The organism is Roseitranquillus sediminis (assembly GCF_016918935.1).
GTDB classification, from domain to species: Bacteria; Pseudomonadota; Alphaproteobacteria; order Rhodobacterales; family Rhodobacteraceae; genus Roseitranquillus; species Roseitranquillus sediminis.
In genome coordinates this window covers 389,598-407,599 of sequence record NZ_JAFFOB010000015.1, presented here as the reverse complement: position 1 = coordinate 407,599, position 18,002 = coordinate 389,598, and the positions used below count along the sequence as shown (strand labels likewise).

At 69.3% G+C, this 18,002-nt stretch carries 15 protein-coding genes; 6 read left to right on the top strand and 9 right to left on the bottom strand.

Features of this window, described 5'->3' with window-relative positions; all coding sequences use genetic code 11:
• Positions 1–71: 71 nt before the first annotated feature.
• Positions 72–449 carry a DUF4260 domain-containing protein gene (locus JM664_RS10110; protein WP_227419778.1) on the top strand — a complete coding sequence of 126 codons (378 nt, stop codon included), beginning with the start codon at positions 72–74 and terminating at the stop codon, positions 447–449.
• Here the strand turns inward: JM664_RS10110 and JM664_RS10105 are convergent.
• Genes JM664_RS10105 through JM664_RS10090 form a run of 4 tightly spaced genes read right to left on the bottom strand, consistent with a single transcriptional unit; the run spans position 446 to position 7,302 of the window.
• Positions 446–2,512 carry a hypothetical protein gene (locus tag JM664_RS10105; protein WP_227419777.1) on the bottom strand — a complete coding sequence of 689 codons (2,067 nt, stop codon included), beginning with the start codon at positions 2,510–2,512 and terminating at the stop codon, positions 446–448. The two genes, JM664_RS10110 and JM664_RS10105, sit on opposite strands and share 4 nt — an antisense overlap.
• A gap of 31 nt (positions 2,513–2,543) precedes the next feature.
• On the bottom strand, positions 2,544–5,423 hold the full coding sequence (locus JM664_RS10100) for a DUF4159 domain-containing protein (RefSeq protein WP_227419963.1): 2,880 nt from the start codon (positions 5,421–5,423) through the stop codon (positions 2,544–2,546).
• Complete coding sequence (locus JM664_RS10095) at positions 5,423–6,298, bottom strand: DUF58 domain-containing protein (RefSeq protein ID WP_227419776.1); 876 nt, start codon at positions 6,296–6,298, stop codon at positions 5,423–5,425. Before JM664_RS10095 ends, JM664_RS10100 begins: the two co-directional genes overlap by 1 nt.
• On the bottom strand, positions 6,295–7,302 hold the full coding sequence (locus JM664_RS10090) for an AAA family ATPase (RefSeq protein ID WP_227419775.1): 1,008 nt from the start codon (positions 7,300–7,302) through the stop codon (positions 6,295–6,297). Before JM664_RS10090 ends, JM664_RS10095 begins: the two co-directional genes overlap by 4 nt.
• A 56-nt stretch (positions 7,303–7,358) precedes the next feature.
• Here JM664_RS10090 and JM664_RS10085 point away from each other — a divergent pair, with 56 nt between their 5' ends.
• Complete coding sequence (locus tag JM664_RS10085; protein WP_227419774.1) at positions 7,359–7,946, top strand: DUF1285 domain-containing protein; 588 nt, start codon at positions 7,359–7,361, stop codon at positions 7,944–7,946.
• A 181-nt stretch (positions 7,947–8,127) separates the two neighbouring features.
• Here the strand turns inward: JM664_RS10085 and JM664_RS10080 are convergent, their stop codons facing one another.
• The 5 genes from JM664_RS10080 to JM664_RS10060 all read right to left on the bottom strand — a co-directional run bounded on the left by JM664_RS10080 (position 8,128) and on the right by JM664_RS10060 (position 12,248).
• Positions 8,128–9,054 carry a transglutaminase family protein gene (locus JM664_RS10080; protein WP_227419773.1) on the bottom strand — a complete coding sequence of 309 codons (927 nt, stop codon included), beginning with the start codon at positions 9,052–9,054 and terminating at the stop codon, positions 8,128–8,130.
• The gene (locus JM664_RS10075; protein WP_227419772.1) at positions 9,051–10,004 is read right to left on the bottom strand and encodes an alpha-E domain-containing protein; all 954 of its coding nucleotides are present in this window, start codon (positions 10,002–10,004) and stop codon (positions 9,051–9,053) included. Before JM664_RS10075 ends, JM664_RS10080 begins: the two co-directional genes overlap by 4 nt.
• Positions 10,004–11,434 (bottom strand): circularly permuted type 2 ATP-grasp protein, encoded by a 1,431-nt coding sequence (locus tag JM664_RS10070; protein ID WP_406675780.1) that lies wholly within the window; start codon positions 11,432–11,434, stop codon positions 10,004–10,006. The genes JM664_RS10075 and JM664_RS10070 overlap by 1 nt, the downstream gene beginning before the upstream one ends.
• Before the next feature lie 106 nt (positions 11,435–11,540).
• Positions 11,541–11,966 (bottom strand): hypothetical protein, encoded by a 426-nt coding sequence (locus JM664_RS10065; protein ID WP_227419771.1) that lies wholly within the window; start codon positions 11,964–11,966, stop codon positions 11,541–11,543.
• 45 nt (positions 11,967–12,011) lie between these two features.
• The gene (locus JM664_RS10060; protein ID WP_227419770.1) at positions 12,012–12,248 is read right to left on the bottom strand and encodes a hypothetical protein; all 237 of its coding nucleotides are present in this window, start codon (positions 12,246–12,248) and stop codon (positions 12,012–12,014) included.
• A gap of 94 nt (positions 12,249–12,342) precedes the next feature.
• On the opposite strand from JM664_RS10060, the gene JM664_RS10055 reads away from it, so the two are divergent.
• The 4 genes from JM664_RS10055 to JM664_RS10040 all read left to right on the top strand — a co-directional run bounded on the left by JM664_RS10055 (position 12,343) and on the right by JM664_RS10040 (position 18,002).
• Positions 12,343–13,362, top strand: a complete 1,020-nt coding sequence (locus tag JM664_RS10055; RefSeq protein ID WP_227419769.1) for a ligase-associated DNA damage response exonuclease — start codon at positions 12,343–12,345, stop codon at positions 13,360–13,362.
• A gap of 117 nt (positions 13,363–13,479) precedes the next feature.
• Positions 13,480–15,072, top strand: a complete 1,593-nt coding sequence (locus JM664_RS10050) for an ATP-dependent DNA ligase (protein ID WP_227419768.1) — start codon at positions 13,480–13,482, stop codon at positions 15,070–15,072.
• A gap of 98 nt (positions 15,073–15,170) precedes the next feature.
• The gene (locus JM664_RS10045; RefSeq protein ID WP_227419767.1) at positions 15,171–16,124 is read left to right on the top strand and encodes an amidohydrolase family protein; all 954 of its coding nucleotides are present in this window, start codon (positions 15,171–15,173) and stop codon (positions 16,122–16,124) included.
• A 66-nt stretch (positions 16,125–16,190) separates the two neighbouring features.
• Entirely contained in the window at positions 16,191–18,002 is a 1,812-nt protein-coding gene (locus tag JM664_RS10040; RefSeq protein ID WP_227419766.1) for a M3 family oligoendopeptidase, read from the top strand.

Here is an 18,002-nt window from a genome sequence, read left to right as displayed (position 1 = left end):
AAGGGGATGCGTCCCTTTCGTGACCCCGGCTAATCTCGCTGATCGGCATATCATGAAGACGGTAAGGCAGCATGGATGAGTTCGTGATCTGGCAAAGGGCCGAGGGTGCGCTTGTTTTCGCCGCCTCGCTCGCCGCCGTCGTGTTTCTCGAGCCCGGCTTCGGCTGGTGGCTTGCCATCCTGCTGTTCTTCGCTCCGGACGTCAGCTTCGCCGCCTACCTCCTCGGCCCGAGGCTCGGCGCGATCGGCTACAACCTGCTGCATGTCTTCGGCTTTGGATCCGCGGTCTTCTGCGCGGGGCTACTTGGCGGCTCCGCCACGATCATGGCGCTGGGCCTTCTCTGGCTGGGTCATGCCGGCTTCGACAGGATGGTCGGCTACGGTCTCAAGTCGAGCGCAGGCTTCTGCACCACCCACCTTGGCACGATCGGCGGGACGGAGCGACGCTAGCGCCGCCCCTCTCGCAGCCACGCCCCGACGACCAGTGCCGTGGCCAGCAGCAGCCAGGCCCACGCCGGCAGTAACGGGGAGATCGTCACGTCCTGCGTGAGGTAGGCCTCGCGCGGCGTGATCCCGAACCAGCCGCGCCCCGACGCTGGGCGCCCCTCGCGCACCTGACGCAGGTCCGGTATGCCCTCCTCGATCCGGCGAATGCCGCCGCGGGTCGCTTCGACGGCGGGCGCAAGGCGGTCTTCGGTGGCGATCGTCTCCTCGAATTCGCGCGGCGCGGCAGGGCCCAGCGCGATCACCGCGGTCTCCTCACCCTCGACCAGCCGATAAAGCCCGATCTCCGGCGCAGTCCACGTCGTGGTGAAATGTCCGGGCGAAGTCTCCTCCAGTTCGAGCGTCACCGTCTCGCCGTCAGGCGCCGTCAATTGCACGCTGCCGACCCGGTCCTCCAGCGTGCGGCGGACGACGGTCATCGTCTGCCCCTCGGCAGTCACGCTTAACGCGTCTTCCTCGAGCTCCGGCTCCTTCATCAGCCAGTGGGACAGGCGCCGCAGAAGCTCCATCTGCGGACCGCCGCCCTCGAAGCCGCGGTTCCAGAGCCACGCATGGTCGGAGCCGAGCAAGGCGACACGCCCCTCGCCCACCCGGTCCAGCACCAGGAGCGGGCGCTCGTCGACGCCCGACATCAGCGCGTGACCCGATTCAGCCACCAGGTCGATGAGGCGCATCCAGCGGCCCCACGGCGCCTCTTCGCCCGGCGCCTCTGACATCCGCTCCAGCTCGGCCGTGACGGGATGACGGTCGCCGATATCGGTGACGTCGGGCAGGAAGCCCTCCTCGATCACCCGGCCCGTCGGTGCCGCCGGCAGGATCTCGGCCAGTGGTGAGCGGTAGATCGAGTCCGCGCTGGCGAAGTCCGGCCCTGCGGCGATCAGGAGCGCGCCGCCGTCCATGACGTACTGGCGCACGTTGTCGAGGTAGATCGACGGCAGGATTCCGCGACGCTTGTAGCGATCGAAGATGATGAGGTCGAACTCGTGGATCTTGTCGAGGAAGAGCTCGCGCGTCGGGAATGCGATCAGGCTCAGCTCGTCGACCGGCACGCCATCCTGCTTCTCCGGCGGGCGCAGGATGGTGAAGTGCACGAGGTCGACGGAGGAGTCCGACTTGAGCAGGTTGCGCCACGTGCGCTCGCCCGGATGCGGCTCGCCCGACACAAGCAGGACGCGCAGCCGATCGCGCACGCCGTTGATCTGGACTACGGCGGAATTGTTACGGTCCGTCAGTTCGCCCTCGGCCTCGGGCAGCGTGAACTGAATGACGTTCATGCCGCCGTGCGGCAGTACGACCGGCAGCTCCAGCGCCTCGCCCACCGGCACGCGGAACGTCTGCACCTCGCCGCCGTCGACCGAAATCTCCAGCGCCGCCATCGTCCCGATGCTCGGCGGCACCGCGCCCTGATCCTCAACCCTGAGCGTCAGCGTCACGGGTTCGCCCAGGATCGCGAAGGCCGGCGCATTCTCGACCATCAGCCGGCGGTCCCAGTCGCCCTCGCGCCCCGTCAACAGAGCATGGAGCGGCGCCGGCAGGTCCGGCGCGCGCTCGATGTCGTGAAGCTGCCCGTCGGTCAGCAGGATGGCCCCCGACAGACGGTCCCGCGGCTCCTCCGCAACCGCGGCGGCGAGTGCGGACATGAGGCGCGTCCCGCCGTCGCCTTCGTCGTCGTCCAGCTCGACCACGCGCAGCTCCGTGTCGGGCAGCGCCGCCACCTCCTCCTCGACCCGCTCGATGGCCGCCTCGACCTGGTCGGGCCGGTCCGCGATTCGCTGGCTCGCGCTGCGGTCGACCACGAGGATCACGATGTCGCTCAGTGGCGCGCGGTCCTCGGACTGGATCGACGGGTTCGCGACCGCCGCCAGGAGCGCCGCCGCCGCAAGTCCGCGCAGCCACCAGCCCGCCAGCTTCCGCCACACCGCGAAGACGACGAAGACCGCGGCGAGCGCGGCCAACAGCCACAGCACCGGCCACGGAAGCAGCGGGTCGAAGACCATGCTCCCGGTCATCCGAAGCACCTATTGGAGATCGCCCTGCCCCTCACTGGCCCAGCCTGTCGAGCAGGGCAGGCACGTGCACCTGGTCGGATTTGTAGTTCCCCGTAAGCACATGCATGATGAGGTTCACACCGAACCTCATCGCGATCTCGCGCTGGCGCTCGCCGGCATAGCCGCGGCCAACGGGAAACATCGGCCCGCCCCGCTCGTCAATCGCCCACGCCGCCGCCCAGTCGTTTCCGCCGATCACCACCGGCGTCACGTTGTCGTTGAGGTTGCGGAACGGCATCCCGTCGACCAGCTCGGCGTCGGGCGGCGCGGCCTCGACCCAGACATCGCGCCCGACGTGCCGGCCCGGGAAAGCCTGCAGGAGATAGAACGAACGCGTCAGGACGTGGTCGCTCGGTAATGGCTCGAGCGGCGGGATGTCGAGCGGCGCCGCCAGCGCCTGAAGCCGCCGCCCCGCTGGCGTCGCGCCGCCGAAGCCCGCGACGTCGGCGTCTCGCGTATCGAAGAGGATCAGCCCGCCCGTCCGCAGATAGCGGTTGAGCTTGTCGTAGGCCTCGTCCGACGGCTTCGGCTGGTCAGCGGTCACCGGCCAGTAGAGCATCGGGTAGAAGGCCAGCTCGTCGTTCTCGAGGTCGACCGCTATCGGCTCGGCCGGTTCCACCGAGGTGCGGCTGAAGAGGGTCCGGCTCAGCCCCCTAAGTCCAGCCTCGGCCACCTGATCGACGTGCGCGTCGCCTGTAATCACGTGGGCGAGAACCACCTCGGACGTCGCCTCGATGGCCTCGTCGTCCTGTGCCGCAGCCGGTGGAGCCAGCGCCGCAACAATCGCGAGCGCCGCCGCCATCACCGGCACACGTATGAGCAAGGCTGAAACCAGCAGCAGGCTCGCCGACGGTGCCCAGACTGCCGCCTGCCCCGCCACGGCGGCGTGGGCGGCACCGTCCAGCCCCGGCACGATCGCGAGGGCCAGCGCCGCGGTCGCCGTTGAGCCGCGCAGCCGGCCGGAGAGCCAGAGCGACGCCAGGATGTCGAGCATCAGGAGCGCCAGTGCCGCAGCCAGGAACCAGCCCTTGAGCGGCCTCTCGCGCAGCACCTCCAGCCCTTCGACGGTAATCCGCTCCGGCCACGCCGCCTGCGCGAGCTCGGTCTCGTCGTGGATCACGTTCAGCGCAATGCGGCGATCCTCGCCCGCATAGAGGCCCGGCGGCGTCTCCGGTCCCGGCTCGGCCTCGGCCAGTGTCTCTCCCGGCACGCCCGGCCGCGTTCCGGCCTCCTCGACCTCGCCGAAGGCCGTCAGCACCTGGTCCACCGTCCATGTCGTGCCTACCAACTCATCGGCGGACGGCTGAGACGGCCGCGTCGACACCGCCAGCCGCTCCAGCATCTCGACGAAGAGTCCTGAGAGCGGCAGCGTCGACCATTCCGCATTGGCGGTGACGTGGAACAGCACCACTTGCCCCTCGCCCACCCGCTTGCGCGTCACTAGCGGCGTACCGTCGGCCAGCGAAGCAATCACGCGCTCGGCGAGCGAGGGGTCGGGCTGCGCCATCACCTGGGCATTGACCCGCACCTCCTCCGGCACCACCAGGCCGTGAAACGGCGAGTCCTCGTCGAAGGGCCGCAGCGCCTTCGGCTCGCCCCAGCTCATCGCGCCGCCGACCGAGCGCCCGCCCGCGCGCAGGCGCACCGGCAGCAGCGGATCTTCGTCGGCACGACTGACTTCGGACGCGGCGAGCCGGGGCCCGGCGAACCGCAGCAGCAACCCGCCCTCCTCGACCCAGTCCAGCAGCGCGCCGGAGGCGTCGACGCGCGCCACGTCGGCCAGCACCACGACGTCCGGGTTGGCGAGCAGAACGTCGTCGATCGCCCCGGTGATGAGGTCGGCCGTCGGCTCGAGGGCCTGCTCGATGTAATGTGTGGGCGACAGCAGCTCGAGCCCCTCGCGGTCGGCGGTGGCGGCGATCAGCGCCACCTCGCGCCGACGCAGCGCATCGTCGGTCAACGCAACCGCGCCCGCCGAGCGGATGCCCGCCAGCTCGAAGCGCGTGATCCGGTTGCGCAGCTCGGCGGGGAGGGAAAGGCGTACCTCGGCTTCGCTCTCGCCCTCGGCGAACTCCAGCGAAACCCGCGACAGATCGCGCGGCGTGCCCTGAGGGTCAAGGCCGTGCGCAACGACCTCGGCGGCCTGGCTACCCTCCGCCGCCGACCTGACGGCGGAAACGACGATCGCCCCGTCGTCGAACCGCGCCGGCGCCAGGCCGAGCACTGGCCGCGGATCCTCGAACACCACCACCTCGCCGTGCGCCTCGAGCGCCGCCAGCAGATCGGCCCGCGAGGGGCGCGCCAGCCCATCGGACATCCAGAAGGTGTCGAAGTCGCCGTCCAGCCCTTCCGCCCAGTCGGCGACTGCTTCCGCGTCTGGCGCCCATGCCTGCGGCCGGACACCGGCAAGCTGCGACAGCCAGGACGCCGCCGCCTGGAACGGCGCTCCCTCCGCCGGCAGGTCAGTCAGCGACAGGACCGCCGCCGTCCGCCCGGCCCGCGATGCCTCGTCCAGCAGCGCCTCAACCCGGTCCTGGCGCCGCGGCCAGTCGCGCGCGTCGGCCCAGGTCCCGTCGAGCAGGATCAGAAGCGGTCCCGCCCCCTGCCGCTCGTCCTGCGGATTGAGAACGGGTCCCGCGAACGCGATGATCACCGCGGCCACCGCCAGCATCCGCAGGAGTAGCAGCCACCAGGGCGTCCGGTCGGTCTGCGTCTCGTCGTCGCTCAGCCCCAGCAGCAGCGCGACACCCGGGAATCGCCGCCGGACCGGCGCCGGCGGAACGGCCCGCAGGATCAGCCAGAGAATCGGCAACGCGACCATCGCCACCAGCAGGAGCGGTGCCGTGAAGCCGAGAGGACCCACGGTCCACATCAATGCACCCGCTCCATCGCCCCGTAGAGCCACAACAGCGCCGAGGAGGGTGCGTCATCGGTGTGGTGGGTGTGAAACTGCCAGCCGGTGGTTCGCGCCAGCATGGAGAGCCGCGCCTTCCGCTCTTTCAGGCGCTCGATGTAGCGGTTGCGCAGGTCGCCCGCCTTGAGCGTCTCGTGCCTGATCGTGCCGCCGATGCTCTCGAAGATCGTGCGCCCGTCGAAGGGAAACGCCTCCTCCTGAGGATCAAGCACCTGCAGCAACGCGCCCTTCACCCCCCGGTCCGCAGCGCGCGTCAGCGCCGCCTCGACCGGTGCCGGATCGCCGAGGAAGTCCGAGACGTAGAGCGCGCGGCTTTGAGGCAGCATGCCCCGCACTTCGGGCGCGCCATAATCATCGCCCTCGCCCGCCTCGCTCAGCGTCGCCGCCAGCCGCATGAGCTGCACTTCGCCCGACCGGGGCGGCAGGCCGGTGCCCGAGAGGCCCACGCGCTCGCCGCCGCGGATCAGCAGCACGGAGAGTGCCATCGCCAGCATGGCCGCCCGGTCCGCCTTCGCCGGCAACCGGCCGGTCGAGGCGAAGCGCATCGACTGCGACCGGTCGACCCAGATCACGATGCTCTGCGCCGCCTGCCACTCGCGCTCGCGGACGTAGTGCGCGTCGGATCGGCCGGATCGCCGCCAGTCGATGAATCGCGCCTCGTCGCCGCCATGAGCCGGCCGGTACTGCCAGAACTCGTCGCCCACGCCCGCACGACGGCGGCCGTGGCTGCCCAGCAGCACCGTCGCCGCCAGATGCTCGGCCGCCGCCAGCAGCGGCGGAAGCGGCGCCGCGAGCGCCTCGGCTCGTCCGCGCAGCTGCGCGGCTTCGCTCACGCTGCGGCCTCGACCCGCGCGACCCGCTCGACGGTCTCGCCGATCAGCCGCGGCAGGCTCTCGCCCCGCGCCCGTGCGGCGAAGGTCAGCGCCATCCGGTGCGTCAGGACCGGCTCGGCCATCCAGGCCACGTCCTCGGCCGATGGCGCGAGTCGCCCGTCGAGCAGCGCCCGCGCCCGCACCGTCATCATCAGCGCCTGTGCGGCGCGCGTGCCCGGCCCCCAGCCCACGCTCTGGCGCACCGAATCGGGCGCGCTCGGGTCGCCGGGACGGCAGGCGCGCACCACGTCGAGGATCAGCTCGACCACCGCCTCACCCACCGGCATCCGTCGCAGCAGTGTCTGCGCCCGCAGCAGCTCCTCGGCAGTAAACACCGCCGTCGCCACTTCCTCGCTCACGCCGGTGGTGGCGAGCAGGATCCCGCGCTCCGTCTCGCGGTCGGGATAGGGCACGTCGATCTGCACGAGAAATCGGTCGAGCTGCGCCTCAGGCAGCGGATAGGTTCCCTCCTGCTCGATCGGGTTCTGCGTCGCGAGCACATGGAATGGCACACCGAGGGCATGATGCGCGCCGGCGACCGTCACCGACCGCTCCTGCATCGCCTGCAGGAGCGCCGATTGCGTCCTCGGCGAGGCGCGGTTGATCTCGTCCGCCATCAGGAGCTGGCAGAAGATCGGCCCGCGGATGAAGCGGAACGATCGCGACCCGTCCGCCGCTGTCTCCAGCACCTCGGAGCCCAGAATGTCGGCCGGCATCAGGTCGGGGGTGAACTGGATTCGCCCGCCGCTCAGCCCCATCACCGTGCTCAGCGTCTCGACCAGCCGCGTCTTGCCGAGGCCCGGCAGCCCGATAAGCAGCCCGTGACCACCGCAGAGCAGCGAGGAAAGGACCAGGTCCACCACCCGCTCCTGCCCGATGAAGCGCCGGGTGATCGAGCCGCGCGCCTGGGCCAGCTTGTCGCCCAAGGCATCGATTTGAGACAGGAGCTCGTCCGCCTCGGCCATGACATGTCCTTCCGCCTCGTTATGATGTCCTGCGAGAAGTATCCCGCGGGGCGATCATGGCAAAAGAGGGCAAGACACAAAAGGGCGTGATGCCCACGGCGGACGGGCTGGCGGCATCGGCATCCGCCGCGTCCGGACGCAGACTGCCGCCGGTGCATCTGTGGAACCCGCCCTACTGTGGCGAGATTGCCATGGAGATCCGCCGCGACGGCACCTGGTTCTACGAGGGCACGCCGATCGGGCGGCCGGCGCTGGTGCGGCTCTTCTCGACGATCCTGAAGCGCGAGGGCGACAGGATCTATCTCGTGACGCCGGTCGAGAAAGTGGGTATTCGCGTCGAGGACGCGCCGTTCGTCGCCGTCGACTCCACCAGCGACGGCGACGCGCTCGTCTTCGAGACGAATGTCGGCGACCGCGTCAGGGCGGGCCCCGACCACCCCATCCGCGTCGAGCGTGCGCCGGACGGGGAGCCGTCGCCCTACATCCATGTCCGCGGCGGCCTCGAGGCACTGATCGACCGCAAGACCTTCTACCGCCTCGTCAAGCACGCCGAGCACGCCGAGCACGAGGGTGAATGCTGGTTCGGCCTCCGCTCCGCCGGCACGTTCTTCCCCCTCATTCCGTCGGCCGAGTTGCCGGACTGACGACAGCGACGCCGTTTCCCGGCACATGGCGCGCTCCGCTGGTGCTGCCACGGCGCGAGGGATCCTCACGCAACTGCCGCGCCGACAGGCGCGGCCACCCCCAACTCCGGGCAAGCGCGCAGCGCGCAGTCCCGGGGGCGGGAGCGCCCCGCTCATTTGACCGTCATCAGCCGAAAGGAAACTACTGCTGGACCTGCTCAACCGCCACGCGCACGTCCAGCGTCTCTTCGCCGATACCCTGCGCCATACCCCGGATGGGCGCCGCGTCGGCGGCGTCGAAGCCGCTGCCGAGGCGGATGTAACGCTCGTCGGGGCAGCACCGGTTGGAGACGTCGAAGCCGACCCAGCCCAGCCCCTCCACCCAGAGCTCCGCCCAGGCATGGCTCGCCTCGCCGGCGGCCAGCACCGTAGCCTCGCCGTCGTCCTGCTCCTCCGGCGCGGCGCGTCCCTCCTGCCGCTGACCACCAGCGTCCTGCGACTGGGTCATGCCGCCAAGGCTTTGGCTCTGCCCGGAGGCGCGAAGTCCTCCGCCGGTAAGCAGGTAGCCGGTGACATAGCGCGCCGGCAGGCCTGCAATGACGGCCGTGGCGATGAGCGCGTGCGCGTGATCCTGGCAGACACCCACCCCGGCCTCCAGCGCCTCGGCCGCGGTCGTCGCCTCGTGGGTGCGCCCCGGCTCGTAGCGGATCGCATCCGAAACCGCGGCCGCCAGGGAATGCGCCCGGTCCAGCGGCGTCGCGCCGCCCGCGCTCTCCGCCAGCTCGGTCAGCGCCAGGTCGGAGCGGGTGGCGCGCGTGGTCCGCAAATAGGCCAGCGGCGGCACCTGCTCGCGATGTCCGCGCAGCACGCCCGACAGGTCCGCCGTCTCGACCTGCCCCGTCACGTCGACCATCAGCTCCTCGACCGGCCCCAGCATGAACATCGTGCGAATGTGGTTGCCGGCACCGTCGGTCAGCTCCGCGCCGAAGACCGCATCCTCCACCTCGACCCGCCAGTCGAGCACGCGTTGCCCCTCAAAGCTCGAGGGCGTCAGGCGGTGGCTCTGCACCACGGCACGCATCGGCGCGGCAAACCGGTAGGTTGACCGGTGCCGGACGGAGAGCCTCATCTGATGTCTCCGTTCAGGTAGCCCTCGTGGATCAGCTGGGCGAGCTGCCCGTTCTCCAGGATGAAGCGGCTCAGGAACTCGTGCAGCCCCTCGTCCTGGATGTCCTCTATGCGCGCCTCGACCAGCTCGGCCGCCATCTCGCGCGCCTTGCCCTGCGCGCCGGTGGTGCGGCCATAGCCGCGCGCCAGACGCTCCAGATGCTGCGCACTGCCCTCGACCGATGCCAGCAGCGAGCGCGGCGACTGGCGGTTCAGGATCAGGAAGTCGGCGATCTTGGCCGGCGTGACCTCGCCGCCGTAGGCCCAGGCAAAGGCGCGGTGCGCCGACATCGAGCGCAGCAGCGTGCGCCACTGGTAGTTGTCGAGACCCGAGCCCACCAGGTCGACCTGCGGCAGGAGGACGTAGTACTTGACGTCGAGCAAGCGCGCCGTCGCGTCCGTCCGCTCCACGTAGTAGCCGAGGTTCAGGAAATCGTAGCCGTCGTTCCGGAGGTGCGTCAGACTCATGGTGCCGCGCATCATCGCGGTCGTGCGCATCGTCCACTCGACGAGGTCGCCCAGCGGCAGCTTCGAGCGCTCCGTCCGCCTGAGCTCGCGCAGCTCGCCGAACGCGGCATTCAGCGCGTCCCACATCTGCGTTGTGAGCGCGGTGCGGACGATCCGCCCGTTCTCCCGCGCGCGGGTGATGCAGGAGGCGACCGACGATGGGTTGTCCTCGTCGAAGAAGAGGTGCGTGACCACGTCCCGCTCGCGCACCTGGCCGTACTTTGCCGTGTAGTCCGGCGCCGTGCCTGCCGAGAGCAGAACCGAGTGCCACTCGTTGCGATAACCTCCGCCGATGTTGGGCGTAAGCGACGTCCGCTCGCCCACCGACAGGAGCCGCGCGATCGTCTCGGCCCGCTCGAGGTAGCGGGTCATCCAGTAGAGGTTCTCGGCGGTGCGGCTCAGCATCAGTCTGCCATGACCCAGGTGTCCTTGACGCCCCCGCCCTGACTCGAGTTGACCACGAGCGAGCCCTCCTTCAGCGCCACCCGCGTCAGGCCGCCCGGCACCAGCTCGACCGTCTCGCCAACGAGGCAGTATGGGCGCAGGTCGACGTGACGCGGCGCGATGCCCTCGTCCACGAAGGTCGGACAGGTCGATAGCGCCAGCGTCGGCTGTGCGATGTAGTTCTCGGGCCGCTCACGGATCAGGTGGGCAAAGCTCTCGATCGTCGCCTTGTCGGCCTTCGGCCCGACCAGCATCCCGTAGCCGCCCGAGCCATGCACCTCCTTGACCACCAGTTCCGGCAGGTGCTCCAGCACGTACTGGCGGTCGTCGGCCTTGGCGCACTGCCAAGTCGGCACGTTGCGCAGGATCGGCTCCTCGCCCAGGTAGAAGCGGATCATCTCGGGTACGAAGGTGTAGATCGCCTTGTCGTCGGCAACGCCCGCGCCGGGAGCCGAGCAGATCGTGACGCCACCCGAGCGGTATACGTTCATCAGCCCCGGCACGCCGAGCATCGAGTCCGGCCGGAAGCAGAGCGGGTCAATGAAGGCGTCGTCCAGCCGGCGGTAGATCACGTCGACCTTCTTCGGGCCCTGCGTCGTCCGCATCCAGACGAAATCGCCCTCGACGAAGAGGTCGGTTCCCTCGACCAGCTCGACTCCCATCATGTCGGCCAGGAACGAGTGCTCGTAATAGGCACTGTTGAAATGGCCCGGCGTCAGGATCACCACCGTCGGCTCTGCGTCGCACTTGATCGGCGCGACCGAGGCGAGCGTGCGCCGGAGCAACGTCGGATAGTTCTCGACGGGCGCGATCCGGTTCTCGCGAAAGAGCTGCGGGAACATCCGCATCATGATCTCGCGATTCTCGAGCATGTAGCTGACGCCCGAGGGCGTTCTGCAGTTGTCCTCGAGCACGAAGAACTCGTCGGGGCCGGTGCGGACGAGGTCGATGCCCACGACATGGCTGTAGACACCGCGCGGCGGTCGGAAGCCCACGACCGCCGCCTCGAACGCCTCATTGCAATAGACGAGTTTGGCGGGAATGCGCCCGGCGCGCACGATCTCGCCCCTCTTGTAGACGTCGACGAGAAAGGCGTTGAGCGCCCGCGCCCGCTGCTTGATCCCGCGCTCTAGCCGGAGCCACTCGTCGGCGGCGAATACCCGCGGGAACATATCGAAGGGGATCAGCCGGTCGGGGTCGCCGCCCTCGCCGTAAACCGCGAAGGTGATGCCGATGCGGCGGAACAGCGCCTCCGCCTCGGACTGCTTCATCCCGCGGAGCTCGGGCGGCATCTCCCGGCTCCAACCGTCGAGGGCGGCGTATGGCGCGCGCACCCCGTCGCCCTCGAACATCTCGTTGAAATAGCGCGGCTGTGCCGACCCCTCGTCCATTACCCGATGTTAGCCGTCGTTCGCCGCGAGATGGAAGGGGGGTCGTAAGAGGGTGAAGGAGATTGCCCCAGAGGACCCCATCCCGCCACAGGATGCGCCAATCTGCTCAGAAAATGATCCAGAGCAGCAAGAGGACAACGACAGCCGCGACGATCCACATCGTCCAGTTGCGCTTCGTCCCGGTGTCGTGGGTCGGCGTGGTGCCGGAGCTCGCCTGCGGGTGCGTATCGCGCGGACGCGTCACGTCGTCGCCAGCAATCGGTCGGGCGCCAGCGGCGGTCGGCGCGTTCGCACGATGCTCCACCTCCGCCTCATGCGCCTGGCGCACCTCTTCGCGCGTAGGCGAGTCGCCGCCCGCTTCGGCGTCCGTGCCCAGCGGCGCGGAGGCCGGATCAGAATGGCCGATCTTGTCGCCGCTCTCGCCCCGGTCGATGTCCCGGCGTAGTCGGTCAGTGGTCGACGCGTCGCCTCCCGGCGGCACTTGGCCGACCTCGCGTTCCGGTCGGTCGCTCTCGCGGTCCTTGTCGCTCATGACGCTGTTCCTTTGCTAGTTGCAGGATACTACCGCCGGTGCGGATCAGAGAAAGACGATCAGAAGCAGAACGACGATCGCCGCTCCCGCCGCGATGATTGGTATCGACCAGCGCTGGCCTTCCTTCGGCACGCGCTCGGTGGGGCCAGTCGCCGCGGCACCGGGGCGCTGTATCGCGTCCTCCGCCGGGCTGCGCTTCGTTGCGGGCGTGTCCGCACCGGGTTGATTCGGCGGCGCCGTCACATCCTCGCCCCGACGCCCGTCGTTCTTGGTGTCTGACATATCAGCTCCTTTCGGCCAAGACGACAACAGGCGAGGCGGCCCCGATGTTCCGAAGGTCTGGCGTCGCCGCGCCGCCAGCCTAGCTGAGATCATCATGAGCGAGCCGCTACTCATCTTCACCGACCGAGGGATCTGCTGTCCGGCGGGCGGCTTTTACATCGACCCCTGGCGGCCGGTCGAGCGGGCGGTGATCACCCACGGCCACGCCGACCACGCGCGGCCCGGCCACTCCAGCTATCTCGCGACCGAGAACGCCGCACCGGTGATGCGGCACCGGCTGGGCGACATCCGCCTGGAGACGGCGCGCTATGCCGAGCAGCGGCGGATCGGGGACGTGACGGTCTCGTTCCACCCGGCAGGACACGTCCCAGGTTCAGCCCAGGTGCGGGTCGAACGCGCAGGCGAGGTCTGGGTGGTCTCGGGCGACTACAAGACCGCCGATGATGGCTTTTGCGAACCGTGGGAGCCCGTACGCTGCCACGCCTTTGTCACCGAATGCACCTTCGGCCTGCCGGTCTTCAAGTGGCGCCCGCAGGCCGAGGTCGTGGCAGACCTCCACGCATGGTGGCGCGCCAACGCCCTCGACGGACGGTTCAGCGTCATTGGCGCCTATGCGCTTGGCAAGGCGCAGCGCGTGCTCGCGGCGCTCAACTCCTCGGCTGGTCCAATCCTGACGCACGGCGCGGTCGAGGCCACGAACGAGGTGGCGCGCGCGCAGGGCCTGCCGCTACCGCCGACCGTGCGGGTGACGCCCGAGACGGACCTCAAGGCCTATCCCGGCGCGCTGGTCGTCGCGCCGCCCTCGGCGCTCGGCAGCCCTTGGATGCGGCGCTTCGGCCCGGCCTCCACCGGCTTCGCGTCCGGCTGGATGGCACTGCGCGGCATCCGCCGCAGGCGCGCAGCAGATCGCGGCTTCGTCCTCTCCGACCATGCCGACTGGGACGGTCTCAACGCCGCCATCGCCGCCACCGGCGCCGAGAGGGTCTTCGTGACGCACGGCTACACGCAGATCTTCTGCCGCTGGCTCTCGGAGCAGGGTTACGATGCCGCTATCGTCGAGACCGAGTATGAGGGCGAGTCGCTCGACGCGCCGGCCGAGGAGGAAGCCGCGTGATGCAGATCGAGCTCTACCGCCCGCCGCCGGAAAAGCCGCCCCGGCCCGATCCGGCACCGTTCCCGCGACCGCGCCCGCCCGGCACGCCGGGACGTCCGCGTCCCTGAGCGCGACCGCATGAAGCGCTTCGCCGACCTCTTCTCGCGCCTCGACCAGACGACCCGCACCAACGCCAAGGTCGAGGCGCTGGCGACATACTTCGCCGAGGCGCCCGAGAGCGACCGGCTCTGGACCATCGCGCTCCTCTCCCACCGCCGGCCGAAGCGGACGGTGACGACGACGAGGCTGCGCGAGTGGGCGGCGGAGCGGGCCAACGTGCCACTCTGGCTCTTCGAGGAAGCCTATCCGATCGTCGGCGACCTGGCGGAGACGATCGCGCTCATCCTCCCCGATCCTTCGCAGGATTCCGATCTGCCCCTCACGCACTGGATCGGCGAGGTCCGCGCGCTCGCCGCGCTCGACGAGACGGCGCGAAAGGCGCGGGTGCTCGCCGCGTGGGACCGGCTCGACCGGACCGAGCGTTTCCTTTTCAACAAGCTCATCACCGGCGGCTTCCGAATGGGCGTCAGCCAGAAGCTGATGACGCGGGCTCTTTCCCGCGCGACCGGGGTCCCGGAGCCCGACCTCGCGCACCGGCTGATGGGCGACTGGACGCCCGAGAGCACCAGCTACGAGGGCCTGATCCTCACGCCCGACCCATCCGCCGACCTCTCCAAGCCCTATCCCTTCTACCTCGCCTACCAGCTCGACGAGGGGCCGGAGGCCTTGGGCGACCCTGCTCTCTGGGCCGCCGAGCGCAAGTGGGACGGGATCCGCGGCCAGCTCATCCTCCGCGGAGCCGAGCACCACCTCTGGTCGCGCGGCGAAGATCTGATGACCGACCGCTTCCCCGAGCTCGCGCGCTTGATCGACTTCGTGCCGCAAGGCACGGTGATGGATGGGGAAGTCCTCGCTTTCCGCGATGACGCGCCGCTGACCTTCAACGCCCTGCAGAAACGCATCGGGCGCAAGACGGTGCCTAAGAAGCTGCTGGCCGAGGCGCCGGTGATCCTGATGGCCTACGACCTGCTCGAATGGGAGGGCGAGGACATCCGCGCCGCGCCATACGCAGAACGTCGCGCGACTCTCGAAAGCCTCGTGCGCCCGCTGCCGGCCGAGGCGCCGATCCGCCTCTCGCCCCTCGTCGACTTCGACGGTTGGGATCGTCTCGCCGCGGAACGGGAGCGATCGCGCGAGCTCTGCGCCGAAGGCGTGATGCTCAAGCGGCTCGACTCGCCCTACCGCGACGGACGGCGCAAGGGCGACTGGTGGAAGTGGAAGGTCGACCCGCTGACCGTCGACGCGGTGATGGTCTACGCCCAGCAGGGCGCCGGACGGCGCGCCAACCTCTTCACGGACTTCACCTTTGCGGTCTGGAGCGGGGGCGATCTGGTCCCCTTCACCAAGGCCTATTCCGGGCTGACGGACGAGGAGTTCCGCCGCATCACCTCCTGGGTCAGGCGCAACACGCTGGAGCGCTACGGCCCGGTGCGGGCGGTGAAGCCCGAACATGTGTTCGAGATCGCCTTCGAGGGCATTCAGGAGAGCACGCGCCACAAGTCCGGCGTGGCGCTGCGATTTCCGCGGATGGCCCGCTGGCGGCACGACAAGCCGCCCGGCGAGGCCAACACGCTCGAAGACCTCAGAGCGATGCTCGCTGCCTACGGGTGAGTGAACGTGCTGGTCCGAGGCTGAGCCGCTTCCACGTGCTGCGCGGGACGCGTGATGCCACCGGGTCGCGACGCTGATCTCGGCCTTCGGAACCCTGCATGAGGCTCGGGCTTTGGTTCGGAAGAACCGAGGACACGATGCCCGACAGCAACTCTCCGCCCGTCGAAATTCCCGAGGCCGAATCCACGGCCTCGACCTTCCCGCGCGACCGGCCGAAGGAGCCGACCGTGCGCGCGCCTGTCGGCGCCTGCGACTGTCACCTGCACATGGTGGCAGGACCGGCCGAACTCCCGATGGTCGATCGCCGTGCGGACGACCCGGTGGCCGGGCACGGATTCGAGGGCTGGATGGGGCTGCTCCGGGTCCACCTCGATGCTATTGGCTGCACCCGCGGCGTGGTGGTTCAGTCGGTGATCTATGGTGCCGACAATCACGTGACCATCGAGGCGGTGCGGCGGCTGGGCGAACAGTTCCGCGGGGTGGCGCTGGTGACGGACGAGGTGCAGGACGGGACGCTCGACCACCTGTCGCACCACCGGATGAAGGCGGTGCGAGTGAACCGCGTCCATGGCGGTCCGCTCAACTGGGAGGGGGCGGAGGCGCTGGCTCCGCGCCTCGCAGACCGCGGCATGCACATCGAGATGCTGATCCACGCAGACCGTGACCTGCCGGCACTGGCCGACCGGATTGCGGCACTGCCGGTTCCCGTGGTCATCGACCATTGCGGCTGGCCCTCCTCGGCGGAAATGAGCGGCGAAGGCATCGACGCGCTTTGCCGGCTGGTCCAAGGCGGACAGGTCTGGGTCAAGCTGTCGGGCCTCTACAGGTTCACTCCGCGCCCCCATCTCGAGTCCGACGACCTCGTGCGACGGCTGGTCGAGGCGAATCCGGGGCGCTGCGTCTGGGGCTCCGACTGGCCGCACCTCCTGCTGGGCGAGGCCGAGATGCCGGACGCCGGCGTACTCTTCGACGCCTTCACGCGCGTGGTCGAAGACACGCAGACGCGTCAGCGCATCCTCGTCGACAACCCCGCCACGCTCTACGGGTTCTGACTTCGGGTTGCGACGCAGGGCCGGAGCGCCCTATCTCCTGCGGGACCCCCGATCAGGAGACGCCCGATGAACCGACCCGTATTCGATGCCGAAGTGCAGGCCGCAGGCCGCGACCTCGGGAAACTGCCCGAGTGGGACCTGACGGACCTCTACCAGTCGGAGGAGGCGCCGGAGATCGCGCGCGACCTCGACTGGCTCGAAGCAGCCTGCGCCGACTTCGCCGCCACATACCAGGAGAAGCTCTCCGATCTCGATGCCGACGGCCTGCTGGCCTGCGTCCATGCGTACGAGAAGATCGAGAACATCGCTGGCCGCATCATGTCGTTCGCCGGCCTCCGGCACTACCAGAACAGCACGGACTCCGGCCGCGCAAAGTTCTTGACCGACTGTCAGGACCGGATCACCGACTATACCGCACCGCTCGTCTTCTTCTCGCTCGAGATCAACCGGATCGACGACGCGACGCTGGAGGGCTGGTTCGCCGCCAGCGACGCCCTCGCCCGCTACAAGCCCGCCTTCGACCGGCTGCGCGCGATGAAGCCCTACCAGCTCAGCGACGAGCTCGAGCGCTTCCTGCACGACCAGTCGGTCGTCGGCGCCTCCGCCTGGAACAAGCTCTTCGACGAGACCATCGCCGCGCTCGAGTTCGAGGTCGACGGCGAGGTAATGGGGATCGAGGCCACGCTGAACCTGCTGACCGAGCAGGACCGCCGCAAGCGCGAGGGCGCCGCCCGCGCCATCGCCGGCGTCCTGTCGAACAACGTCAAGACCTTCGCGCGCATCCACAACTCGCTCATCAAGGACAAGGACGTAACGGACCGCTGGCGCAAGCTGCCGACGCCGCAGATGGGCCGGCACCTGTCGAACGACGTCGAGCCCGAGGTCGTCGAGGCGCTACGCGATGCCGTAGTTGATGCGTACCCCAAGATCAGCCACCGCTACTATGAGCTGAAGCGCAAGTGGCTTGGCCTCGACAAGCTCCAGGTCTGGGACCGCAACGCGCCGCTGCCCATGGCGAAGACCCGCACGATCGGATGGGACGAAGCGCGCGAGACGGTCATGGGTGCCTACGCCCGCTTCGACCCCAGGATGGCGGAGCTGGCGGAGCCCTTCTTCGAACGCGGCTGGATCGACGCCGGGGTCAAGCCGGGCAAGTCGCCGGGCGCCTTCGCGCACCCGACCGTCACCGACGTGCATCCCTACATCATGCTGAACTACCTCGGCAAACCGCGCGACGTGATGACGCTGGCGCACGAGCTCGGCCACGGCGTGCACCAGCGTCTCGCCGCGCCGCAGGGCGAGCTCTTGGCATCGACCCCGCTGACGCTGGCCGAGACCGCGAGCGTCTTCGGGGAGATGCTGACCTTCCGCCGCCTGCTCGCCAACGCCGCCGACGATGCCGAGCGCAAGGTCCTGCTGGCCGGCAAGGTCGAGGACATGATCAACACCGTCGTGCGGCAGATCGCCTTCTATGACTTCGAGTGCAAGTTGCACGAGGCGCGGCGCGGCGGCGAGCTGACGCCCGACGCGATCGGCGCGCTATGGATGAGCGTCCAGGGCGAAAGCCTCGGCCCCGCGTTCGAGTTCATGCCGGGCTACGAGAGCTTCTGGGCTTACATCCCGCACTTCGTCCATTCGCCGTTCTACGTCTACGCCTACGCGTTCGGCGACGGCCTCGTGAACGCGCTGTACGCCGCCTACGAGGAAGGAGACGAGGGCTTCCAGGCCAAGTACTTCGACATGCTGAAGGCCGGCGGCTCCAAGTACCACCGCGAGCTGCTTGCGCCCTTCGGCCTCGACGCCAGCGATCCCGCCTTCTGGGACAAGGGCCTCAGCATGATCTCGGGCTTCATCGACCAGCTCGAGGCGATGGAGTGA

What these genes read in the sequence shown, in the direction of transcription:
- JM664_RS10110 (WP_227419778.1), top strand. Translation starts at nt 72, where the DNA reads ATGGATGAGTTCGTGATCTGGCAAAGGGCCGAGGGTGCGCTTGTTTTC.
- JM664_RS10105 (WP_227419777.1), bottom strand. Translation starts at nt 2,512, where the DNA reads ATGACCGGGAGCATGGTCTTCGACCCGCTGCTTCCGTGGCCGGTGCTG.
- JM664_RS10100 (WP_227419963.1), bottom strand. Translation starts at nt 5,423, where the DNA reads ATGTGGACCGTGGGTCCTCTCGGCTTCACGGCACCGCTCCTGCTGGTG.
- JM664_RS10090 (WP_227419775.1), bottom strand. Translation starts at nt 7,302, where the DNA reads ATGGCCGAGGCGGACGAGCTCCTGTCTCAAATCGATGCCTTGGGCGAC.
- JM664_RS10085 (WP_227419774.1), top strand. Translation starts at nt 7,359, where the DNA reads ATGGCAAAAGAGGGCAAGACACAAAAGGGCGTGATGCCCACGGCGGAC.
- JM664_RS10080 (WP_227419773.1), bottom strand. Translation starts at nt 9,054, where the DNA reads ATGAGGCTCTCCGTCCGGCACCGGTCAACCTACCGGTTTGCCGCGCCG.
- JM664_RS10075 (WP_227419772.1), bottom strand. Translation starts at nt 10,004, where the DNA reads ATGCTGAGCCGCACCGCCGAGAACCTCTACTGGATGACCCGCTACCTC.
- JM664_RS10070 (WP_406675780.1), bottom strand. Translation starts at nt 11,434, where the DNA reads ATGGACGAGGGGTCGGCACAGCCGCGCTATTTCAACGAGATGTTCGAG.
- JM664_RS10065 (WP_227419771.1), bottom strand. Translation starts at nt 11,966, where the DNA reads ATGAGCGACAAGGACCGCGAGAGCGACCGACCGGAACGCGAGGTCGGC.
- JM664_RS10060 (WP_227419770.1), bottom strand. Translation starts at nt 12,248, where the DNA reads ATGTCAGACACCAAGAACGACGGGCGTCGGGGCGAGGATGTGACGGCG.
- JM664_RS10055 (WP_227419769.1), top strand. Translation starts at nt 12,343, where the DNA reads ATGAGCGAGCCGCTACTCATCTTCACCGACCGAGGGATCTGCTGTCCG.
- JM664_RS10050 (WP_227419768.1), top strand. Translation starts at nt 13,480, where the DNA reads ATGAAGCGCTTCGCCGACCTCTTCTCGCGCCTCGACCAGACGACCCGC.
- JM664_RS10045 (WP_227419767.1), top strand. Translation starts at nt 15,171, where the DNA reads ATGAGGCTCGGGCTTTGGTTCGGAAGAACCGAGGACACGATGCCCGAC.
- JM664_RS10040 (WP_227419766.1), top strand. Translation starts at nt 16,191, where the DNA reads ATGAACCGACCCGTATTCGATGCCGAAGTGCAGGCCGCAGGCCGCGAC.